This is a genomic window from Gardnerella sp. KA00771, assembly GCF_049244045.1.
In the GTDB taxonomy this organism is placed as follows: domain Bacteria; phylum Actinomycetota; class Actinomycetes; order Actinomycetales; family Bifidobacteriaceae; genus Bifidobacterium; species Bifidobacterium swidsinskii.
The window spans coordinates 1449014-1469215 of the sequence record NZ_CP058368.1 but is presented as its reverse complement, the minus strand read 5'-3'; the positions used below and the strand labels follow the sequence as shown (position 1 = coordinate 1469215).

Sequence of the window (20202 nt, the reverse complement as noted above, 5' to 3'; positions counted from 1 at the left end):
CTGTCAATTATATAAATACCTGACATCGTTTGCAAATTAGCGTTGCGACATATTTGCTAGTTTTTATAAGTAATTGCAACTAAACACAAGTGTTGTGATTACTCATGTTTAGTTGCAATCGTCTGACAGTTTATTATTTTTTTTACTTACTAAAACGCAATTACTTGTTGCTAAGCACAACAAAAGTTCTGATAGGCAAGTGTAGGGTAGCAGCGCTTTTTTCAGTTGTAATATTTACCGCGGTGTCAGGTTGTTTTCCAGTCCACTTAGCAAAATAATCACTTGAATTAAGTACGCAATGCCACTCTTGAGCCTTTGCGCTATGAATAGCAGGTAGCTGAATAGTTGCATCTTCATGATACATAGGATTTGCGCAAACAATTAAATTATTGCCAATGCGCGTAGCCAAAACAGTATGGTTAGACGTTTCAAGTTGTTTGCGTTTGCCATCATACAATGAGCTATATTCAGCGCGAAGCTTTATAAGTGCACGATACCATTGAACAAGCGGATTGAAACGTTCAGCGCGCGCCCAGTCAAGCTGGTTCATTAGTACACCGCGATTATAAGAATTATCGCAACCGTGCTTAGTACGTCCAAACTCTTCTCCGCTTAGCATAAACGGCGTGCCTGCAGAGCACAAAACAATTCCAGCTGCAAACATATTAGCGTTCAAAATATCCGCAACTTGTTGTGCATCTTGAGCGTCAAACTCAAAATCGCTAGCATTCTCGCGCATAGAGATACAAAGCTTATCCCAGAAAGTCAAATCGTCGTGAGCAGAAGTATATTGAACAATCTGTCCAACTTCTTTACCTGCAGAAGGAGTATCACGCCATGCATTAAGAGTTTGGCGAGCCGCATCTGAGCACCAGAGCTCATTGCCATTTACATACCCGCGGTCGAGATGGTTCATGACGTTGCCTTTGAGGGAATCGCGAGACTCGTCACTAAACCAGCCTATGCGCTCGTTAAGAGTGCTTCTGCCGTCTTTATCTCCCATCGGAACTTTTTCATCAACAGCAGGATCCGAAGCACTCCACGGTTCTCCATACATAACAATATCTTTACCGCCAGGAAGCTCATCTAATGCAGCTCGTGCCTGATTTAAGGTTTCAGTATCAGTCAATCCCATAAGATCAAAACGGAAACCATCAATGTGATAGCAGCGTGCCCAATGCAGCAAAGATTCAATAATAAACCTGCGGAACATAGGATGTTCAGAAGCCATTTCATTTCCACAGCCAGAGCCGTTAGCAAAAGATCCGTCAGAGTCTCGCCTGCAGAAATACCCAGGAGCCATGCATTCGAAAGCGTTTTCTGCAGACTTGTACATGTGATTATAAACAACATCCATAATTACGCGTTGGCCATTAGCATGTAATGCCGCAATCATTGCTTTGCATTCGCGAATTCGCGCAGTGCCGTCGTAAGGATTGCTAGAATAAGCACCTTCAGGAACGTTGTAAGCGTGAGGATCATAACCCCAGTTGTATAGAGAATCTAATTCTTCTGCTGAAGCACCGTTTTTGCGCGCATTGTCGATTGCGGATTCGTCAACTGTTGCAAAATCGTAAATAGGTTCGAGTTGCACATGAGTAATGCCAAGCTGCTTTAAATAATCCAAGCCAGTAGGGAAGTTGCATTCAGAAGAATCTGGATTTTGCAAAGATGTATGTTCATCAGTAAAAGCGAGATATTGGCCTCTATGCTCTGGCTTAAAGCCGCCATTAGGATTGCTGCTGAAATCTGCAACATGCGTTTCCCACACAACCATTGCATGACGCACAAACTTAGGAGACTTATCTTTATGCCAATTGGCAGGAGACACTCGCTCATCGTCTATGACAAGGCTGCGCTCACCATTTACACCGCTCGCTACACCCCAAGGGTCACTAGTTCGATTTACTGTGCCATCTTGGAAAGTAACAAGATAATCGTAGTATATGCCGTCTAAACGCTTACGGAAATTAATCCGCCAAGCTCCGTCATGCAACGGTTTCAATTCGTGTGTTTGAATTGGCTCACTGTTGTTTCCGGTTTCAAAAAGTCTTAACGTCACATTCTGTGCAGTTGGTGCCCATACAGTAAATGTTGTAGATTTAGCGTTTAAAGTAAATCCAAGAGGTCCTTCGTATACAGGCCATGTTGCCGAAGATGGAGTCGTCATATAGGGTATCCTTCTTCCTTCGCTATTTTGCGAATTGTCTAAATTTTCTAAATTATTTAATCGTATTAGTAATTATACAGTTTTTAAATTTTATTATTTACTTATTGTTCTGTTATCAAGTTTTTTATGTTTTGCGGCACTATTTGGCTAAACACGGTAGGGTTTATGCGATAGCCATTATCGTATTAAGTCAAACGGCGAGTGTGTTAAGTTATTTTTTATTTTTACGTGTTCGTGTTGTCTAGCGAAAGAGAAGGCTGAAACGCTCGAAAGCGTCTCAGCCTTCAGTAGATTTATATCCTGTAAATTATCAGCCTTTAACGGAGCCAGACATGGACTCTTCGTAGAAGCGCTGCATAATAATGAACAGGATTACGATTGGTATGGAAATGCACACAGCGCCTGCCGCGAATGCAGCGTACCAATCAGGTAGATACTTTTTGGTAAGCATCTCCATTAATCCGTAAGCAACTGTGTAGTTTTCCTTATTGTCTCTCACTACTGTCTTCACCATAACGAAGTCTAGCCATGGTCCCAAGAATCCAGTAATTGCTTGGAACACAATCATAGGCTTGCAGATTGGAACAATAATCTTCCAGAATACTTGCCACTTTGTGCATCCATCCAAGTATGCAGCTTCATCCAAAGACTTTGGAATAGTATCCATGTAGCCCTTCATAATGTAGAAGCCGGCACCGCTACCTGCAGAATAAACGATAATAAGTGCGATTAATACAATCGAACCTTTTGTTAAACCAAGAGCCTTCAAAATGAAGTAGATAGCAATAACAGCCATGATACCTGGGAACATACCAAGAATCAGAGCAAGATTCATGAATGTCTTACGTCCTTTGAAACGGAGACGAGACATGCAGAAGGACACCGCTAACACAAACACCAAAGAAATAATGCACACGAAAATTGACACAATCAAAGTGTTGAGGAACATTCGTGGGAAATTAATGTCATCGGTATCGGTAAATAACTTTATATAGTTATTTAGTGAGTATTCAGTTGGGAAGAAGGTTTTCTGATAGGAACCAGTGTTCTTGTTGAAGCTTTCTAACAAAACCCACAAGATTGGAATCAGCCAAATAACTGACAACACCAGCAAGAACAAATGTGAGAAAGTATCTCCAATTACTCTTCTGACATGTTGATCTTTAAGGAAAGAAACACTACGAGTGCTCTTTACAACAGCTTCTTCGTTCTTAGTTGTAGTTTTATCACTCACCGGAATCCCTCCTCATTCTTGTAAGATCCAGAGTTGCGATACGTAATCAGTGCTACGACAGCAAGCACAATGAACGTCAAAATACCAATTACTGCACCTGCGTTGTAGTTTTGCTGGTCAACAGTCAACTTGTAGAGCCATGTGATAAGCAAGTCGGTGCCGCCTGCACTGTTGACTTTGCTACTTGCTGGACCACCTTTTGTTAAGAGGTAAATAACGTTGAAGTTATTGATGTTGCCAGTAAAGGTAGTAATCAAATATGGAGTCATAACAAAGATGATGTACGGCATTGTGACGTTCATGAAACGTTGCCACCAACCTGCGCCATCGAGCTCTGCAGCTTCGTAAAGTTCTGCAGGAACGTTTTGCAAGATACCTGTAATCTGCATGATGGTGAATGGAATACCAACCCAAAGATTGATAAGAATTACCGTCACTCGAGCCCAAGTTACATCCGTAAGGAAAGGAAGCTCCTGATGTATCCAACCGTTTTGCTTAAAGACAATGTTAATAACACCGTTCTGGCTAAGCATATTGTTCATAATAAGCAATGAAACAAACTGTGGAACTGCAATTGTAAGGGAGAAGCAAGTTCGCCACAATCCCTTAAGACGAGTGGACTTTCTATTGATTATCATTGCAATGAACATGCCGAGGAAGAAGTTCAGGAAGGTTGCAAGGAATGCCCAAACAAGAGTCCAGATTAATACGTCAAAGAATACGTCAGCTTTAATTAAATCACTTTTTCCGGTTAAGAATTGAGAAAAAACGTCTAACCCAATCCAACTGAATTTTTGTTGATGATTCTCGTCATAGCTTGTGAAAGCCATAGAAATCATGAAGAACAATGGCAAAATTGTGAATAACACAATGCCAGCAGTTGGAAGAGTCATAAAACCGACGTGTGCTTTTTCGTCAAGAAGAGTCTTCGCATCATCAATGAAATTAAGTGGCTTCTTGCCGTCTGCCATTACAGATTGCGCTTTGTACGCGCTGCGAAGAGCGAGAGTTGCCAGATATACAAGCAATACAATCGCTAATATCGACATAACTCCATACAGTAAAATTTCTACAGAATTATCGCCTGCACTGTATCGCCAGAATCCGTTGACTTTAACTCTGCCCTGTTCTACTGTGCCAAGAGTGTTGAGTTTTGGAAGATAATCCAATCCAATTGTAAATAAGAATACGAATAAAGTTGCTTCGCACGCTAAGAATATAACGCCTTTGATGTATTGCTTGCGGACAAAATTGCCAAAGCCAAATATGACAACAGAAATCCATGAAAGAATGTCCGCATGTTTTGCAGCCTCTTTCAGTGAATAAGGTGAAGGAGCAAAGCGTTCTGCAGTTGACGTCTTCTTCTGGCGTCTTTCTCGCTTTGTGGATGTCGTGCCAGTCATGACATGCCTTTCATGTAAACAAAATTATTTTGTAGAAGATAAACAATGCGCCCCACCCCTTGCCGGAGCGGGGGCTGGGGCGCATTGTTTTACTCAAAGTGCATAAAACACTGCTTATGCATCTATTTAGATTTGTTGGCTAGAGTAAGTTTTGTTTACTTACTTCTCTAAGCCCTTAGCAAATTCTGCGGTCTGCGCGGCAGCATTATCGCCAGTAATCTTACCGGTGGAGATAGAAGTGCCGAATGCTTGAACTGGATCCCAGAACTTACCCATTTCAGGAATTGCTGGCTGCAAGACAGAAGTCTTAGCAATGGTTTCCATCTGAGCAACAGCAGCTGGCTCTGCCTTTACGCTGTCAGCAAGGGACTTGTCAGAAGGAATTGCACCTTCCTTTTCGAAAGCAATCTGCTGGGACTTCTTGGAGCCCAAGAATGCAGCGAACTTAGCAGCCATCTCTGGAGACTTGGTGTTGGTGTTGTAAGCAACAGCCTTAGAACCAGCGAAGGACTTCATCTGGTGCTCGCCAGACTCAGTCTTGAAGGTTGGAAGAGCAGCTGCAGCATAGTTATCCTTCAAGGCGTCCTTAACCTTGGCTGCATCCCAAGAACCGGAGAACATTGCATCAACGGAGCCGTCCTTCAAGCCAGCCAAGCCGCGACCATTTCCATCAAGTACGAAGTGCTTTTCGTTTCCAACGAGCTTTGTTGCAATGTACTTGGTAACTTCAGCAGCCTTATCACTGAGCTTCATGCCAGCCTTAGCATCGTTTCCATTTTCGCCGAAGAGCGTCATATTGCCATCGAGGTAGAAGCCTGGGAGATACCAAGCATTAGCAAGATCGAATGAAACCTTGCCCTTTTCAAGCATCTTGTCGAGGGACTTAACGTCATCAGCGGAGAACTTGGACTTGTTGTAGTACATGAACCAAGTGTTGCCGGTGTAAGGAACGCCGTAAAGTTTACCGTCCTGAGCGGTAACAGACTTGATCAAAGTATCTTCGTTCTGTTCCTTAACTTGCTTTGTGGCGTCATCGCTTAATTCGCCGATTGCTCCAGCCTTTACCAAGTCGCCGAGCTGATCGTTAGGGAAGAGGAACACATCAGCAGCAGCCTTAGCATCCTGCTTAACAGCCTTAGCAGCGTCTGGTGGCTCAACAACAGCGTTCTTGAAAGTAACGTTTGGATTTTCCTTCTTGAATTCTGCTTCAACAGTCTTAATCCAGCCGCCATCTTTCTGATCGTCAGCAGAACCCCAAACGGTGAGCTGAACAGGTGCTGAATCAGCAGCCTTCTTAGCGCTATTGTTAGTGCTTGAACCGCAAGCTGCAAATCCAAACAAAGTAGCAACTGCAAGACCTGCACCCAGCATCTTCTTAATATTCGTCATCCTTGACCTCCTATATCATGCCAAAAACTGGCATATCATTTGGTGGCGTAGTAACGGACTCCGTTGTGGCGCAACATCGCGATTGCTGCGTAGAGCAGCGTCACAAGTCTCACAAATCCGTTCGTAAGCACTGTGTAGTATACACGGATATCGTGTCGTTTGCAAATGAGTGGCGGGTTAATCTGTATATTTCGCCCTATAAATTTTTTCAAGTGGTTGCGTGTAAACTAAATAGCACAACGCTAGAAGGGTGAAATAATGGCATTATACGATCATGCTCAGTGGCTTAAAGACGCGGTTTTTTACGAAATCTATCCGCAAAGTTTTTGTGATTCCAATGGCGATGGCATAGGTGACATTCAAGGAATTATCAAAAAGTTAGACTATGTAAAATCGCTTGGCTGCAACGCAATTTGGCTTAATCCTTGCTATGACTCGCCTTTTAAAGATGCGGGCTATGACGTGCGCGACTACAAAAAAGTAGCTGCTCGCTATGGCACTAACGAAGACTTGCAGCAGCTTTTTAGTGAAGCTCACAATCAAGGAATCCGCATATTGCTTGATTTAGTGCCAGGTCACACTAGTGAAGAACATGAATGGTTCCGCGAAAGTTCAAAAGCTCAAGAAAACGAGTTCAGTAAGCGCTACATTTGGACCGACAGTGCGTTTAGCGGCTATTCTATGCCGTTTGTTGGTGGTGAAACTGAGCGTGACGCCACTTATATTCTAAACTTCTTCAAATGTCAGCCTGCATTAAACTACGGTTTTGCACATAGGGATAGAGCTTGGCAATCCGCTCCAGATTCCAAAGAAGCGGCAGAAACTCGCGCTGCAATGGTTGATATTATGCGATTTTGGCTTTCGCTTGGTGCGGATGGATTCCGAGTTGATATGGCTGATTCGCTTGTAAAAAACGATGACAATAATGGCGAAGGAAGTCTTGGAAAAGACAATACAATTCGCGCATGGCAGGAAATGCTTGGCACTGTAAAAGAAGAGTATCCGCAGGCTGCTTTTGTGTCCGAATGGGGCAGACCGCGTCAGGCTCTTGCTGCCGGATTCGACATGGACTTCTATTTGAATTGGCGCTGGGATGGCAATCCTAATGGTTATGCGCGTTTACTTCGTGACGTTGATAACGCTTTAGATAACAATTCTGAGCGCGATCACAGCTACTTTAATGCGCACGGTGGCGGCAGTATTTGCCCATTTTTAGACGATTATTACCCACAATATGAGTCAACCTGCAACCAAGGTTACTTTAGTTTCATCACATGCAATCACGATACGCCGCGTCTTGCTCCGCGTCTTGACGATCGTGAGCGTCGCGTGGCTTTTGGCATGATACTCACTATGCCAGGCGTGCCATTCGTGTATTATGGCGACGAAATTGGCATGAAATATCGCGATATTCCAACAAAAGAAGGTGGTTACGCTCGTACTGGCACTCGTACGCCAATGCAATGGGATGATGCAAAGAATTTTGGCTTCTCGACGGCTGCAAAATCTAAATTATACTTGCCTGTTGAAGCGCGAGCAGACGGAAGAACTTGCGCAAATTCTCGAAAACAAGCAGTGGGAAGTGGTGAAATTCCAACTGTTTCTGCGCAAATTAATTGCGAAGATTCCTTCCTTTCGTGGGTGCGCTCGCTTATTGCGCTTCGTCATAGCCGCAAATCTTTGCAAGCTGACGCTTCTTGGAGAGTGCTGTATGCTCCTGTTGACGGACGCGGCTTTGCTTACGAGCGTTGCGCAAAAGGTGACGCAGGAGAATCAGCTGTGGAACGAAGCATTGTGGTTATGAACCCAGGTGTAAATAGTGAAACAGTTTCATTAGAAGCATTAGCGAATCTTACGCAAGAATCTGCTTACAATCCATTACTTAAAATTGGAGAAATATCGGTTAATGGTGATTGCTTAACACTCGGCGCTCAAAGTTTTGCAGTGTTTGGAATGTAAATTACAGGTTAGTTAGATACGCGACTACGGATAAAATTTATATAAACTAGGTATGCGCAAATAAACAAGGACGTGCAATGAGTATTAATAGTGGTAAAGCAATAATGCGTGATAGCGGTAACGCGAATAAGGAAATGCTTGATGCAAACGGCAAACCAATTCGTGCTGACCGTAACATAAAAACTGGAATCACGCTCAATAAACTCAAAATGCTCGGCGCTTTTATGCTTATGCTAGGTGCATTTAGTAACACAGTAATTGCACGAATGTTCGGCGGAACAGTAACCAATAATATGTTTGCATTGACAGTCATATTAGTTTGTGAATTTATAAGCTGGACTGCAGTGCCATGGTATGCGTGGATACTAGTACGCGGATACCATAACACGCATAATTTGAATCTTTACATGTTGAGATTGCTGATTTTAGCAGTGGTTTGCGAAGTTCCATACGATTTGGTGAATTCAAAATGTTTGTTCGACATGCGTTCGCAAAATCCTGTATTTGCAATGGTTATTTCCCTATTCGTACTTTCGAGTATAGATACAATTAGGGAACGTTTAAGCGGATTTAGTAAAGGTTTTGCTATTACCGTGCTTATCATTGCGGGTCTTCTTTGGAATTTGATAGGAAAAGTTTTTGTGCAGCATGGAATTTTCTTCGGCGGCGTAACTTTGCTTATTTTCGTACTTCTTTTTGAATTATTAAAAAAGCGCGAAATTACTATGGAGATGACTGCAGGAATGTTCGGCGCTATGTCGATGCTTACACCTGGTGTTGGTGTAGCTGTGTTGCATTATCGTAGCCCTTATGGTGATGGTCCTAAAAACTCGACGACGTTCCGTTGTGTTATGTATGCGTGGTATCCGCTGATGTTGATCATTGCGTCAGTGTTTGCAGTATACATTCATTAAAGTTATAAGTTGTAAGCAAACAAAATAATACATAAAATAATACATAAAATTGTTAATAAGCAAAGTTGCAAGGTAACAGCAGAGATGTGCAGTAGTATGGACTCTTCCAAGTTGGGAATTTTTTATAAGTACGCAACTGATTCAAATGCAAAGGCGCAGGATAGTCAGGTAATTAAGGGCGAAAAGTGGCGAATTACGGTTATTACAGATTCGCTTATTCGTCTTGAATGGAGCGATGATGGAAAGTTTGTTGACAATCCTACGCAAACTGTAATCTGCCGCAATTTTGCTCACAAAAGCGCGGACGCTCAGCCGCAATTTAGTGCGCGCACAAACGAAAATGAATGGCTGGAAGTCGAAACTGAAAAGCTGCATCTTACTTATAATTGCGAAGCTTTTAGCAAAGAAGGTTTAAGTATTGTTGTGCGCGGAGTGCCGTGCACGCAGTTTAATACGTGGCATTACGGCGACGTGTGCCCGGGAAATCTTCTTGGAACTTTTAGAACTTTGGATCAGGCGAATGGCCCGGTAAAACTTGGTAAAGGAATACTTTCGCGCGACGGATGGTCTATTTTAGACGATTCTGCAACTTGCGAAATTGCTCCGGCTGAGGAAATAAATGGCAAACCAAACCCGTATGGGGCTTGGGTTAAGTCGCGTGCGCAAAAAGTTAGCGAGCAATCGGGCAGATACAAGGACTTGTATTTCTTCGGCTATGGACACCGCTATATTCAAGCAATTCAAGACTTTTATAAGCTTACGGGCGCTCAGCCGTTGCTGCCGCGTTTTGCGCTAAGCAATTGGTGGAGCCGCTACTATCGCTACCGTCAAGACGAATATTTGCAATTGCATAATCGTTTTAAGCGCGAAGGCATACCTTTTAGCACGGCTGTTATTGACATGGATTGGCATGTGACTGATGTTGATTCTAAGTATGGATCCGGTTGGACTGGTTACACGTGGAACGAGGAGCTTTTTCCGGATCATCGCGCTTTTTTGCGTAAACTTAACGCAGCTGGATTGTCTCCAACTTTGAACTTGCATCCGCGCGACGGCGTGCGTGCGTTTGAAAAAGATTATCCGCAAGTTGCGCAAGATGCTGGCATTGATCCGGCAAGCGGCAAAGCTGTGGAATTTGATTTGACGAACCCGCAGTTTGTAAAAGCTTACTTCAATATGCATCACCGCATGGAAGATGAAGGCGTGCGATTTTGGTGGATTGACTGGCAGCAGGGGGGAGTGACGCGTGAGCCTGGCTTGGATCCTCTTTGGATGCTGAACCACATGCATTATGAGGACGCTGCGCGCGAAGGTCGATGGCCTATTACGTTCTCTCGTTATGCTGGCCCTGGTTCGCATCGCTACCCAGTTGGATTCTCGGGAGATACCGTTACTACTTGGGATTCGCTTGCTTTCCAAACGTACTTCACTTCTACAGCTTCCAATATTGGCTACGGATGGTGGAGTCACGATATTGGCGGACACATGCTTGGCGTTAGAAATAACGAGTTGGAAGCGCGCTGGTACGCTTTCGGCGCGTTTAGTCCTATTAATCGTTTGCACTCGACTTGCTCGCCATTCGCTGGAAAAGAGCCGTGGAATTTCCCTCGGGAGACTCGCGAGGCAATGGTGAAGATGCTTCGTTTGCGCGCGGAACTTTTGCCATACGTTTATACGATGAATTATCGCGCGGCTTTTGATGGCAGGCCGATTATTGAGCCAATGTACTGGCAGTCGCCGGAAGTTGGAATGGCTTACGAAATTCCTAACGAGTACCGTTTTGGAAGCGAGCTTATAGTATCGCCGATTGTTTCGCCTAACGACGCGGCTGCTTTGCGCGGATGTGCTGGAGTTTGGTTGCCGGAAGGCGATTGGTACGATTTGTTTGACGGACGCAGGTATGTGTCTCGCGGCTGGAATGGCCGCAGATTTGAAGCGTGGCGCTCACTTGACCGCGTGCCGGCTTTTGCGCGCGCTGGAGCGATTGTGCCTCTGCAAGTTTTGCCGGAAGTTGCAGATTGCGAGCGTAGTGCTGAGACCGCTGAATCTGTTAATAGCATTGAAAATCCGCGGGCTTTGCGAGTTCTTGCATTCCCTGGAGCTGACGGCGAATTTGTGATGCGAGAAGATAACGGCGATTTTGCTGCTGCGTCTGCTGGAAATACTGCTAATACACGTATGAATTTTGTGTGGCGAGACGGCAATGGTTCTTCGCAATTTATTATTTCCGGTGTTGCAGGATGTGATGCTGCTGTAGAATCTGTGCCGCAAAAACGCAACTGGAACGTTGTATTTAGAGGAGTTGCTTGCGCAGATTTTGCTCACGTGCGCGTGTTTGTTGGGAGCCGAGAGCTTAACGCAAGCGAGTTTGCGGTTTCTTACGAAGGCGAAGAGGTGACTTTGAGCTTGTCGGTTTCTGTGAAAGACGTGCCAGCTCGTTCGGAAGTTCGCGTAATTGTTGACGGTGGATTGCAAATCGCTGCCGACCCTAAAGTTGGCGACGCTTACCGATTCCTGCTTCAAGCGCAAGTGCCGTACAGAGGCAAGGAAATGGCTTTTGATGCAGTGCGAGATGCTGGCGGAAGTGCAAGCGCTATTGCTGCAATCTCAACTCTTGAATACGAAAACGAATCGGAAGCAGAAAAGTATCGCAACAGCGTTGATATGCTTAACGCTTACGCAACTGATCAGCCTTCCGTAGTGAAGTGGGCGCAATGGCGTTGCGCACTGCCGGTTTCGGTAAAGCATGCGCTTGAGGAGATTTTGCTGCGCTCGGTTGAGTGATTTCATCTGCGCGAGCGCGACGACCTGCCTGAGCGCATAGAGCGTAGCGCGCGAAGGCAACTCGGAGCGGAAACTCGCTTAAGTTGGAAGTCCAGTGGACTTCCAACGCGAGTTTCGCGCGCGAGCGTAATCCGCGCGAGCGTAATCCGCGCGAGCGTAATCCGCGCGAGCGCTGTCTGCGCCAGTAACGAAAAAACGGAGTTATACGTTACTCGCGCAGAAACCGTACTGCGTCAGTAACGAAATTGCTTAGTTTTGCGATTTGACATGCCATCTCAATTAACCAATTTTTCACAGAAGTGCTAGAATGCTGCACGGTAGTGTGACGAAGCTCACATATTTTCGTTGCGTCTATCTGTAGCGTTTGTAATATCGCTAAAGTTGGCAATATTACAGCGTTTTACAATCGCAGTTTTGAAAGTCAAAGCTACGAAACGCGGGAGCTTGTTCTATACAGGCTGAGAGGGCGAAAGCCGACCGTAAACCTGATGCGGGTAATGCCGCCGTAGGGAAGGAGTATTATGCGAAATATTCGTATTATTGGTGCAGGTATTATTGGTTTAGCAACAGCGTGGAGACTTACGGAAGCTGGCGTAAAAGTTAGCATAATTGATCCAGATCCAGTCTCCGGTGCTTCTCACCATGCTGCCGGCATGCTAGCTCCTACCGCAGAAATGCAATATCAGCAAGAAGCGTTGTATCCTCTTATGTTTGAGTCTGCAACTATGTATAAGGAATTGGTTGATTCGGTTGCAAAGTACACCGATAAGCCAACTGGCTACTTAGAGTGCGGCTCTTACGTAATTGGCGGCGACGCTGCAGATAACGAGCACGTGAACGAGTTGCTAAACTTGCAGCATCGTTACGGCCGTAGAGCTGAGCATATTTCTGTGAGTAAGCTTCGTGAGATTGAGCCTGCGCTTTCGCCAACTATTGCTGGCGCTGTAAGCGTGCCGGACGATCATCAAATCAACCCTCGTCTTTTCACTGCAGCAATGATTGATGCACTCGAAAAGCGCGGTGTTGTTATTGAGCGTCGCGCAAGTACTCCGGATGATTTGGGTCCAGACACAGTTTTGGCATCTGGTTTGGGTGCTAAGGATATGCTTCCTCAGCTTAAGCTTCGCGCTGTGTGGGGCGATATGATTCGTATGACTATTCCAGAGCCTTTGCGCCCAATTTTGAGCTCTGTGGTTCGTGGATTTGTGCATGATCGTCCAGTTTATTTGGTTCCTCGCGCTAAGGAAACAGGCGAGCTTGTGCTTGGCGCTACTTCTCGCGAAGATGACCGCGATATTCCAAAGGTTGGTGGCGTACTCGACTTACTTCGCGATGCTGCAAGCGTGCTTCCTGGCATTCAGGAATGCTCGATTACTGAGGTTACCGCTGGCGGCCGCCCTGGAACTCCGGACGATTTGCCATTCATTGGTATTGATCCTAAGACGCATACCACGATTTCCACTGGTTACTTCCGTCACGGCATTTTGCTCACCGCTTTGGGTTCTTCTTTGACTACAAAGCTTGTGCTTGAGCAAGAATTGACCGAGAAGGAAAAGGGCTTCTTGGAAAGCTGCAATCCTGCTCGCTTTTAATCGCTAATTCCAGTGAATTCGTTATATTCCGCTGCGAATTGTGTGAAGCGTTCAAATATAGACGTAAGTGTGATGCAGAAAGTACTTTTAGTAATTCAGCTTTTAGTTAGTAAAGGTTAGATTATGCAAATCGTAGTCAATGGTGAAATTGTTGAAGCGCAAGACGGATTAACTGTTGCTCAGCTTATTGCGCAACGTTATGGTTCGGATGCAGGACTTGGTATAGCGGTCGCAATTGGCGACGATGTGCTTTCTCGCGCACAATGGGAATCAGCCGTCATATGTGATGGTAATCAAATCGAGATTCTTAGCGCAGTTCAAGGCGGCTGATTTCAAATAATTTGAGTATAGTTTCAAAAAAATTTAAATAAAAGGCTTAAAATGACAGAAAATAATACAGAAGAAAGTGCCGATACTTGGCAGCTTTGCGGTAAGACTTTACATTCAAGGCTTTTGCTTGGCACTGGCGGCATGACGAGCATTGACATTATGGAAAAGTCACTTGTAGCTTCAGGTGCGGAAGTGGCTACGGTTGCAATGCGCCGTCACGCAAAAACAGGCGTGGATATTTACGGCATGTTGCAGCGTCACAATATTAACGTTTTGCCAAATACTGCTGGTTGCAAAACTGCGCATGACGCTGTGCTTACAGCAAAAATGGCTCGTGAATCGCTTGGAACTGATTGGATTAAGCTCGAAGTGATTGCAGACGACGATACTTTACTTCCAGATACTCGTGAAGTATTACTTGCTGCAGAAAAGCTTATTGAAGAAGGCTTTAGCGTTCTTTGCTACACGAATGACGACCCGATTGTGGCTCGTCGCTTGGTTTCGCTTGGTGTGAAGGCTGTTATGCCTGGTGGTGCTCCAATTGGAACTGGTCTTGGTATTTTGAATCCTCGAAATATTGAGCTGATTGTCCAAGAATGCAAGGAAGCTGGCGTTCCTGTGATTTTGGATGCCGGCGTTGGCACTGCTTCCGATGTTGTTAAAGCTTTCGAAATTGGCTGCTCTGGTGTGCTTCTTGCAAGCGCTGTAACTCGCTGTCCAGACCCAGTGAAGATGGGTCGTGCAATGGCTGCTGCTGTAACTGCTGGAAAGCTTGCTCACGATGCTGGCCGTATTCCTAAGCGTGAACATGCGCTCGCTTCTTCGCCTGTTGAAGGTCGCGCTTGGGCTGATTCTGTACTGTAAATTTTGTACTGTAATTTTTCGGCATATTATTCAACATGACGATTAATAAAATTTACGACAACCTGCAGGAGCTTGAGGTGGAACGCACTAGCCGCCACTTGCTCCTGCCGGGCTTTACGCATGAACATCAGCAGTTACTTCGCGATGCGAAAATCTGCATGGTCGGAGCAGGTGGACTTGGTTCGCCATGCTTGCTTTCGCTTGCTGCAGCAGGAGTTGGCGAAATTACGATTTGTGATGACGATGTTGTTGAGCTTTCTAATTTGCAAAGGCAGACTTTATATACTGTCGATCAGTGTGGCAAATCTAAAGCGCAACTTGCGGCTAAGCGTCTGCAAGCGTTATCTCCGGGTTTAAAAATCAACCTTGTAGATAGATTTAATGAAGACAACGCAAAGCAACTTGTAGAAAGTCACGACTTAATAATTGATGGTTGCGATAATTTTGCTACTCGCTTTTTGATTGCGGATGCTGCTTGGAGTGCTGGTACGCCAGAAGTTTACGGATCGGTGCTTTATTATGAAGGTCAAGTAAGCGTTTTTATGCCTGGGGAGGGACCGGGATTGCGCGACTTGTACCCTTGTCCTCCGCCTAAAGAAAAAGTGCCAAAATCGGCAGTATTGGGCGCGACTGCAGCTATTGTTGGCGCAATGATGGCAACTGAAGCAATCAAACTCATAACCGGTATTGGCACGCCGCTTATTGGTGTTTTGGCGCGCTACAATGCTCTGGATAATTCTTTGCGTCGTTTTAAGTTCAGCGCGTGAATGCTACTGAATTTTGCAGAATTTCCCCTTAATTTTGCTTAAATTGCAAAACTTGAGTCTAGTTGTATAAAGTTTTTTGTAATTTTTGGGAATAAAAGTTGACTTTTACAAGTTGAGTGTAGTAGGCTCAAGTTTTGGAAAGTAAAAAAGCTGGTGATTTACCTAGTTTCCAATAAGGAATCTAAATAAAGCTCAGCTCACGTAACTGCAAAACTTGAAGGAAAGCGTAATTGCACAAAAGGTGCAATACCTAGTTAAGGAGAAATTATGGGACGCGCAGTAGGTATTGATTTGGGAACAACCAACTCTTGCATTGCTACTCTTGAAGGTGGCAGCCCAACCGTTATTGTGAACGCTGAAGGCGCACGTACCACGCCATCTGTTGTGGCATTCAGCAAATCCGGCGAAATCTTGGTTGGTGAAGTTGCTAAGCGTCAGGCTGTAACAAACGTTGATCGCACGATTAGCTCAGTAAAGCGTCATATGGGCACTGATTGGACTGTTGATATCGACGGCAAGAAGTGGACTCCACAAGAGATTTCTGCACAGGTTTTAATGAAGTTGAAGCGCGATGCTGAAGCTTACTTGGGCGAGCCGGTAACCGATGCCGTTATTACATGCCCAGCTTACTTCAACGATGCTCAGCGTCAGGCAACTAAGGATGCAGGTAAGATTGCAGGCTTGAACGTGCTTCGTATTATTAACGAACCAACTGCTGCAGCTTTGGCTTACGGCCTCGAAAAGGGCAAGGAAGACGAGCGCATTTTGGTATTCGACTTGGGTGGCGGTACTTTCGATGTGTCCTTGCTTGAAATTGGTAAGGATGATGACGGATTCTCCACAATTCAGGTGCAAGCAACTAATGGCGATAACCACTTGGGTGGCGACGACTGGGATCAGAAGATTATCGACTGGCTTGTTGACGAAGTTAAGAACAAGTATGGCGTTGATTTGAGCAAGGATAAGATTGCTTTGCAGCGCTTGAAGGAAGCTGCTGAGCAGGCAAAGAAGGAGCTTAGCTCTTCTACTTCCACCTCAATTTCTATGCAGTACTTGGCAATGACTCCTGACGGCACTCCAGTGCATTTGGATGAGACTTTGACTCGTGCTCACTTTGAGGAAATGACTTCCGACTTGCTCGGCCGCTGCCGTACGCCATTTAACAACGTTCTTTCTGACGCTGGAATTTCAGTAAGCCAGATTGATCACGTGGTTCTTGTTGGTGGCTCTACTCGTATGCCAGCTGTGAAGGATTTGGTGAAGGAACTTACTGGCGGTAAGGAAGCTAACCAGTCCGTGAACCCAGATGAAGTCGTGGCCGTTGGTGCAGCCGTGCAGTCGGGCGTTATTAAGGGAGACCGCAAAGACGTTCTGCTTATTGATGTAACTCCACTTTCCTTGGGTATTGAAACCAAGGGTGGAATTATGACAAAGCTTATTGACCGCAACACTGCAATTCCGACGAAGCGCTCGGAAGTATTCTCCACTGCTGAAGACAATCAGCCATCCGTGTTGATTCAGGTTTACCAGGGTGAGCGTGAGTTTGCTCGCGATAACAAGCCTCTTGGCACTTTTGAGTTGACTGGTATTGCTCCAGCTCCTCGTGGCGTTCCTCAGATTGAAGTCACTTTCGATATTGACGCTAACGGCATTGTGCATGTTTCCGCTAAGGATAAGGGCACTGGTAAGGAACAGTCTATGACTATTACTGGTGGTTCCGGTTTGCCAAAGGACGAAATTGACCGCATGGTGAAGGAAGCTGAAGCTCACGAAGCTGAAGATAAGAAGCGTAAGGAAGAAGCTGAAGTTCGCAACCAAGCAGAAGCCTTTGCTTACCAGACTGAAAAGCTTGTGAACGACAATAAAGACAAGCTTTCCGACGAAATCTCCAAGGAAGTTACCGAAAAGGTTAATGCTTTGAAGGAAGCTTTGAAGGGTGACGACGTTGAGAAGATTAAGTCTGCTCAAAGCGAATTAATGACTTCTGCTCAGAAGATTGGTCAGCAGCTTTACGCTCAGCAAGGTGCCGCTGGTGCTCAAGGTGCTGCTGGCGCCGAGGCTGGTACTCAGTCTGCTGCTGGCGCTCAGGCTGGCTCTGCAGCTAAGGATGATGATGTAGTTGACGCCGAAGTGGTGGACGACGACAAGGGCGATAAGGACAACAAGTAATGTCCGACTTTAACGCCAACGAATATTTGCAAGATATGGAAGATGCTGACTCGCTGGATGTAAAAGCTACAGGTGATTCTGCGAAATCGTCTGCGCAATCTTCATCGAAAGCTGCTGAAGATGCAAATCCTGCAGAAACGAAAGCTGATGCACAAGCTGATGCTAACGTTTCTGCGGATTCCGCAAATTCTGAGGATACAGCGAATTCCACTGAATCCTCAGAATCGAAAGACAGCCAAGACGCGGATAGCGGCAGTTTAACTCCCTTAGGTAAAGCTAAGAAAGAAGCTGCAGAGTACTTGGAAGCGTTACAGCGAGAGCGTGCTGAGTTTATAAACTTCAGAAATCGTTCTGCCAAAGAGCAGGATCGTTTCAGACAGCATGGAATTATTGACGTGCTGACAGCATTGCTTCCGGCATTGGATGACATTGACCGCATTCGCGAGCATAGCGAAATGGATGATTCATTCAAGGCTGTTGCAACTAAGATAGATAAAGCTTTTGAAAAGTTTGGTGTGGAAAAGTTTGGTGAGAAGGGCGAAGATTTTGACCCGACCAAGCATGATGCAATTTTGCACAGGCCAGATCCAGACGCTACAAAAGAAACTGTTGATGCTGTAGTTGAAGCAGGATATCGAATAGGAGATCGCGTTATTCGCGCCGCTCGTGTGGTCGTCTCTTCGCCAAGTAATGACTAACGAAACTCTTAGTCGTGACTTTATTGCATAACTTGCTCGTGCTGACTCATAAGAGTTGGCACGAGCAGACTATATTTGGTCAAAAGCGAAATAGCCAATGTGCTTGTGAAGAAAGGAGGCACAAATGGCTGAAAATGAATGGTTAGCTAAGGATTTTTATAAGGTTCTCGGTGTCTCCAAAGACGCAGATGAGGCAACGATTACCAAAGCGTATCGCAAACTTGCTCGTAAATATCACCCTGATTTAAACAAAACAAAAGAAGCTGAAGAAAAATTTAAGGATGTTTCTGAAGCTTATGACGTACTAAAAGATAGTCAAACTCGTCAACGTTATGATGCTATCCGCCAATTTGGTGCTGGTGGTGCTCGTTTCGCTGGAGGAGCAGGTGGTGCTGGTGGTTTCGATGCGTCGAGCTTCTCGGACATTTTCTCTATGTTCAACGGCGGCTATGGCATGGGCAGCATGGGTGGCATGGGTGGAAACGGTTCGCGCATTCGCTTTACATCCAACGGTGCTGGACCAAATATGAGCGACATTTTCTCCATGTTTGGTGGAGGTCAGCGCTCTCAAAATTCAGCAGGATTCCAAGGTATGAGTGGCTTTGGTGGTGAGAGGTATTCTCAACCGCAGGAAGCTGATGTGCCTGAAGTTGGCGAAGATATAACAACCGATATAAAGCTCACATTTAAGCAAGCTTTTAAAGGCGCTACAGTATCGTTGCGTGCGGCTGGTGAAACTTTTAAAACGCATATTCCAGCTGGTGTAAAAACCGGACAGAAAATTCGTTTGAAAGGAAAAGGCAAGCCAGGCAAGTTCGGTGGTGCTGCAGGTGACTTGTACTTGCATGTTCAAGTAGAAGCATCAGATAAATTTACTTTGCGAGGCGACGATTTGATTTCTACATTGCCGCTAACGTTAAGTGAAGCAGTGCATGGTGCAAAAGTTAGTATAAACGACCTAGACGGCAACCCTGTTACTTTCAAAGTTCCAGCTTGTGTTTCAAGCGGCGATGAAGTTCGTATAGAAGGTGCTGGAGTGCCGGGGAAAAATGGCGATTTTGTTGGCGTTGTGCAGATTCGTTTGCCAAAGCGTTCGAGCATGTCTCTTAGACGCGTTGCAAAAGAATTTGATAAAACTGCTGGCGAAACTTATGCTGAAGAAATTAAAAAATTAAGACAAAACTAAGTTAACGATAATTTAGTAGGTTAAACACTGTTGAATTGCTTGTAACAGTGCTTTAAACATACTAAAAAAGGCAAAGGAAGGCGTGCTATGACACCAATAACGCGTGAAACTAAAGCACTGTATGAAATGTGTGCAGTTGCTTTAGTGCGTGGTACTGCAACGCTTGACGGGGCAGATGAAGTAGGATTCGTTCTTGATTTGCCAATATTTACCGTAAGCCATGTGGCACGCCTAACCAATACGCACCCGCAAACTTTACGACAGTATGATCGGCTTCATTTAATAATGCCGCATAGAACTGAAGGTGGCGCTCGCCGTTATTCTTTGCGAGATATAGACAGGATTGTGCAAACTCAGCATTTAAGCCAAAATGAAGGCATTAATCTTGCTGGCATCATGCAAATACTTGATTTGCAAGAAGAAAATCGACAGCTGAAAAGACAAGTAAGGCATTTGCTTGATTCTGCAGAGTCTTCAGAGCGCAATATTTTTGCTGCAAATGCAGATGGTGACATTGTGGAAATGCAGCGTTCTCGCAATGCGCGTCGCTGGAGGCGGGATATTCTTGCAGAGAGACGAGCGTTACCTTCGTCGTATTCTTCAGAAAGCTATAACAGTAATTATAAAAATCGAAAGTCTTTGGATGAAAAATCTGTGGTGTTGTGGAGAGCGTGGAGCATATAGTAACGTAGGCATGGCTACTTATTGTGCTTAAGTGAGAAATTAGCGAGAAGAATTAATAG

At 45.1% G+C, this 20202-nt stretch carries 15 protein-coding genes; 11 read left to right on the top strand and 4 right to left on the bottom strand.

The features are described from left to right. Positions 1–160: 160 nt before the first annotated feature. The 4 genes from pulA to HXT57_RS05900 form a co-directional block, all read right to left on the bottom strand. Complete coding sequence (gene pulA / locus HXT57_RS05915) at positions 161–2170, bottom strand: type I pullulanase (RefSeq protein WP_004108138.1); 2010 nt, start codon at positions 2168–2170, stop codon at positions 161–163. 310 nt (positions 2171–2480) lie between these two features. Beyond that, entirely contained in the window at positions 2481–3404 is a 924-nt protein-coding gene (locus HXT57_RS05910) for a sugar ABC transporter permease (RefSeq protein WP_004104797.1), read from the bottom strand. Next, the gene (locus HXT57_RS05905) at positions 3401–4807 is read right to left on the bottom strand and encodes a carbohydrate ABC transporter permease (protein WP_116440685.1); all 1407 of its coding nucleotides are present in this window, start codon (positions 4805–4807) and stop codon (positions 3401–3403) included. The genes HXT57_RS05910 and HXT57_RS05905 overlap by 4 nt, the downstream gene beginning before the upstream one ends. A 159-nt stretch (positions 4808–4966) precedes the next feature. Beyond that, entirely contained in the window at positions 4967–6196 is a 1230-nt protein-coding gene (locus tag HXT57_RS05900) for an extracellular solute-binding protein (RefSeq protein ID WP_004108134.1), read from the bottom strand. Between the two features lie 258 nt (positions 6197–6454). On the opposite strand from HXT57_RS05900, the gene HXT57_RS05895 reads away from it, so the two are divergent. The 11 genes from HXT57_RS05895 to HXT57_RS05845 all read left to right on the top strand — a co-directional run bounded on the left by HXT57_RS05895 (position 6455) and on the right by HXT57_RS05845 (position 20143). Beyond that, a complete protein-coding gene (locus HXT57_RS05895) occupies positions 6455–8155 on the top strand; it encodes an alpha-amylase family glycosyl hydrolase (RefSeq protein ID WP_421783540.1) in 1701 nt (566 codons plus the stop codon). Between the two features lie 77 nt (positions 8156–8232). Further along, positions 8233–9069, top strand: coding sequence for a TraX family protein (locus tag HXT57_RS05890; protein WP_421783538.1), 837 nt, complete (start codon positions 8233–8235; stop codon positions 9067–9069). A 96-nt stretch (positions 9070–9165) separates the two neighbouring features. Beyond that, positions 9166–11853, top strand: a complete 2688-nt coding sequence (locus HXT57_RS05885) for a TIM-barrel domain-containing protein (RefSeq protein ID WP_421783536.1) — start codon at positions 9166–9168, stop codon at positions 11851–11853. Between the two features lie 521 nt (positions 11854–12374). Further along, a complete protein-coding gene (gene thiO, locus HXT57_RS05880; RefSeq protein ID WP_004104781.1) occupies positions 12375–13445 on the top strand; it encodes a glycine oxidase ThiO in 1071 nt (356 codons plus the stop codon). Positions 13446–13568: 123 nt separating this feature from the next. After that, positions 13569–13775 (top strand): sulfur carrier protein ThiS, encoded by a 207-nt coding sequence (thiS, locus tag HXT57_RS05875; protein ID WP_004108127.1) that lies wholly within the window; start codon positions 13569–13571, stop codon positions 13773–13775. 51 nt (positions 13776–13826) lie between these two features. Then, a complete protein-coding gene (locus HXT57_RS05870; protein WP_004104776.1) occupies positions 13827–14639 on the top strand; it encodes a thiazole synthase in 813 nt (270 codons plus the stop codon). A 35-nt stretch (positions 14640–14674) separates the two neighbouring features. Then, complete coding sequence (locus HXT57_RS05865) at positions 14675–15406, top strand: HesA/MoeB/ThiF family protein (RefSeq protein WP_033888410.1); 732 nt, start codon at positions 14675–14677, stop codon at positions 15404–15406. 267 nt (positions 15407–15673) lie between these two features. Continuing rightward, a complete protein-coding gene (gene dnaK, locus HXT57_RS05860; protein ID WP_004108125.1) occupies positions 15674–17575 on the top strand; it encodes a molecular chaperone DnaK in 1902 nt (633 codons plus the stop codon). Next, a complete protein-coding gene (gene grpE / locus HXT57_RS05855; protein ID WP_004108116.1) occupies positions 17575–18273 on the top strand; it encodes a nucleotide exchange factor GrpE in 699 nt (232 codons plus the stop codon). Before dnaK ends, grpE begins: the two co-directional genes overlap by 1 nt. Before the next feature lie 124 nt (positions 18274–18397). Further along, entirely contained in the window at positions 18398–19459 is a 1062-nt protein-coding gene (locus HXT57_RS05850) for a DnaJ C-terminal domain-containing protein (protein WP_116440689.1), read from the top strand. Between the two features lie 87 nt (positions 19460–19546). Further along, positions 19547–20143, top strand: coding sequence for a heat shock protein transcriptional repressor HspR (locus HXT57_RS05845; RefSeq protein ID WP_004108108.1), 597 nt, complete (start codon positions 19547–19549; stop codon positions 20141–20143). Positions 20144–20202 lie beyond the last annotated feature (59 nt).

Excerpts from the sequence above, each read along its gene's own strand:
- HXT57_RS05850 (WP_116440689.1), top strand. The coding sequence starts at position 18,398 with ATGGCTGAAAATGAATGGTTAGCTAAGGATTTTTATAAGGTTCTCGGT.
- thiO (WP_004104781.1), top strand. The coding sequence starts at position 12,375 with ATGCGAAATATTCGTATTATTGGTGCAGGTATTATTGGTTTAGCAACA.
- HXT57_RS05895 (WP_421783540.1), top strand. The coding sequence starts at position 6,455 with ATGGCATTATACGATCATGCTCAGTGGCTTAAAGACGCGGTTTTTTAC.
- HXT57_RS05890 (WP_421783538.1), top strand. The coding sequence starts at position 8,233 with ATGAGTATTAATAGTGGTAAAGCAATAATGCGTGATAGCGGTAACGCG.
- dnaK (WP_004108125.1), top strand. The coding sequence starts at position 15,674 with ATGGGACGCGCAGTAGGTATTGATTTGGGAACAACCAACTCTTGCATT.
- HXT57_RS05885 (WP_421783536.1), top strand. The coding sequence starts at position 9,166 with ATGGACTCTTCCAAGTTGGGAATTTTTTATAAGTACGCAACTGATTCA.
- pulA (WP_004108138.1), bottom strand. The coding sequence starts at position 2,170 with ATGACGACTCCATCTTCGGCAACATGGCCTGTATACGAAGGACCTCTT.
- HXT57_RS05900 (WP_004108134.1), bottom strand. The coding sequence starts at position 6,196 with ATGACGAATATTAAGAAGATGCTGGGTGCAGGTCTTGCAGTTGCTACT.
- thiS (WP_004108127.1), top strand. The coding sequence starts at position 13,569 with ATGCAAATCGTAGTCAATGGTGAAATTGTTGAAGCGCAAGACGGATTA.
- HXT57_RS05905 (WP_116440685.1), bottom strand. The coding sequence starts at position 4,807 with ATGACTGGCACGACATCCACAAAGCGAGAAAGACGCCAGAAGAAGACG.
- grpE (WP_004108116.1), top strand. The coding sequence starts at position 17,575 with ATGTCCGACTTTAACGCCAACGAATATTTGCAAGATATGGAAGATGCT.
- HXT57_RS05870 (WP_004104776.1), top strand. The coding sequence starts at position 13,827 with ATGACAGAAAATAATACAGAAGAAAGTGCCGATACTTGGCAGCTTTGC.
- HXT57_RS05865 (WP_033888410.1), top strand. The coding sequence starts at position 14,675 with ATGACGATTAATAAAATTTACGACAACCTGCAGGAGCTTGAGGTGGAA.
- HXT57_RS05845 (WP_004108108.1), top strand. The coding sequence starts at position 19,547 with ATGACACCAATAACGCGTGAAACTAAAGCACTGTATGAAATGTGTGCA.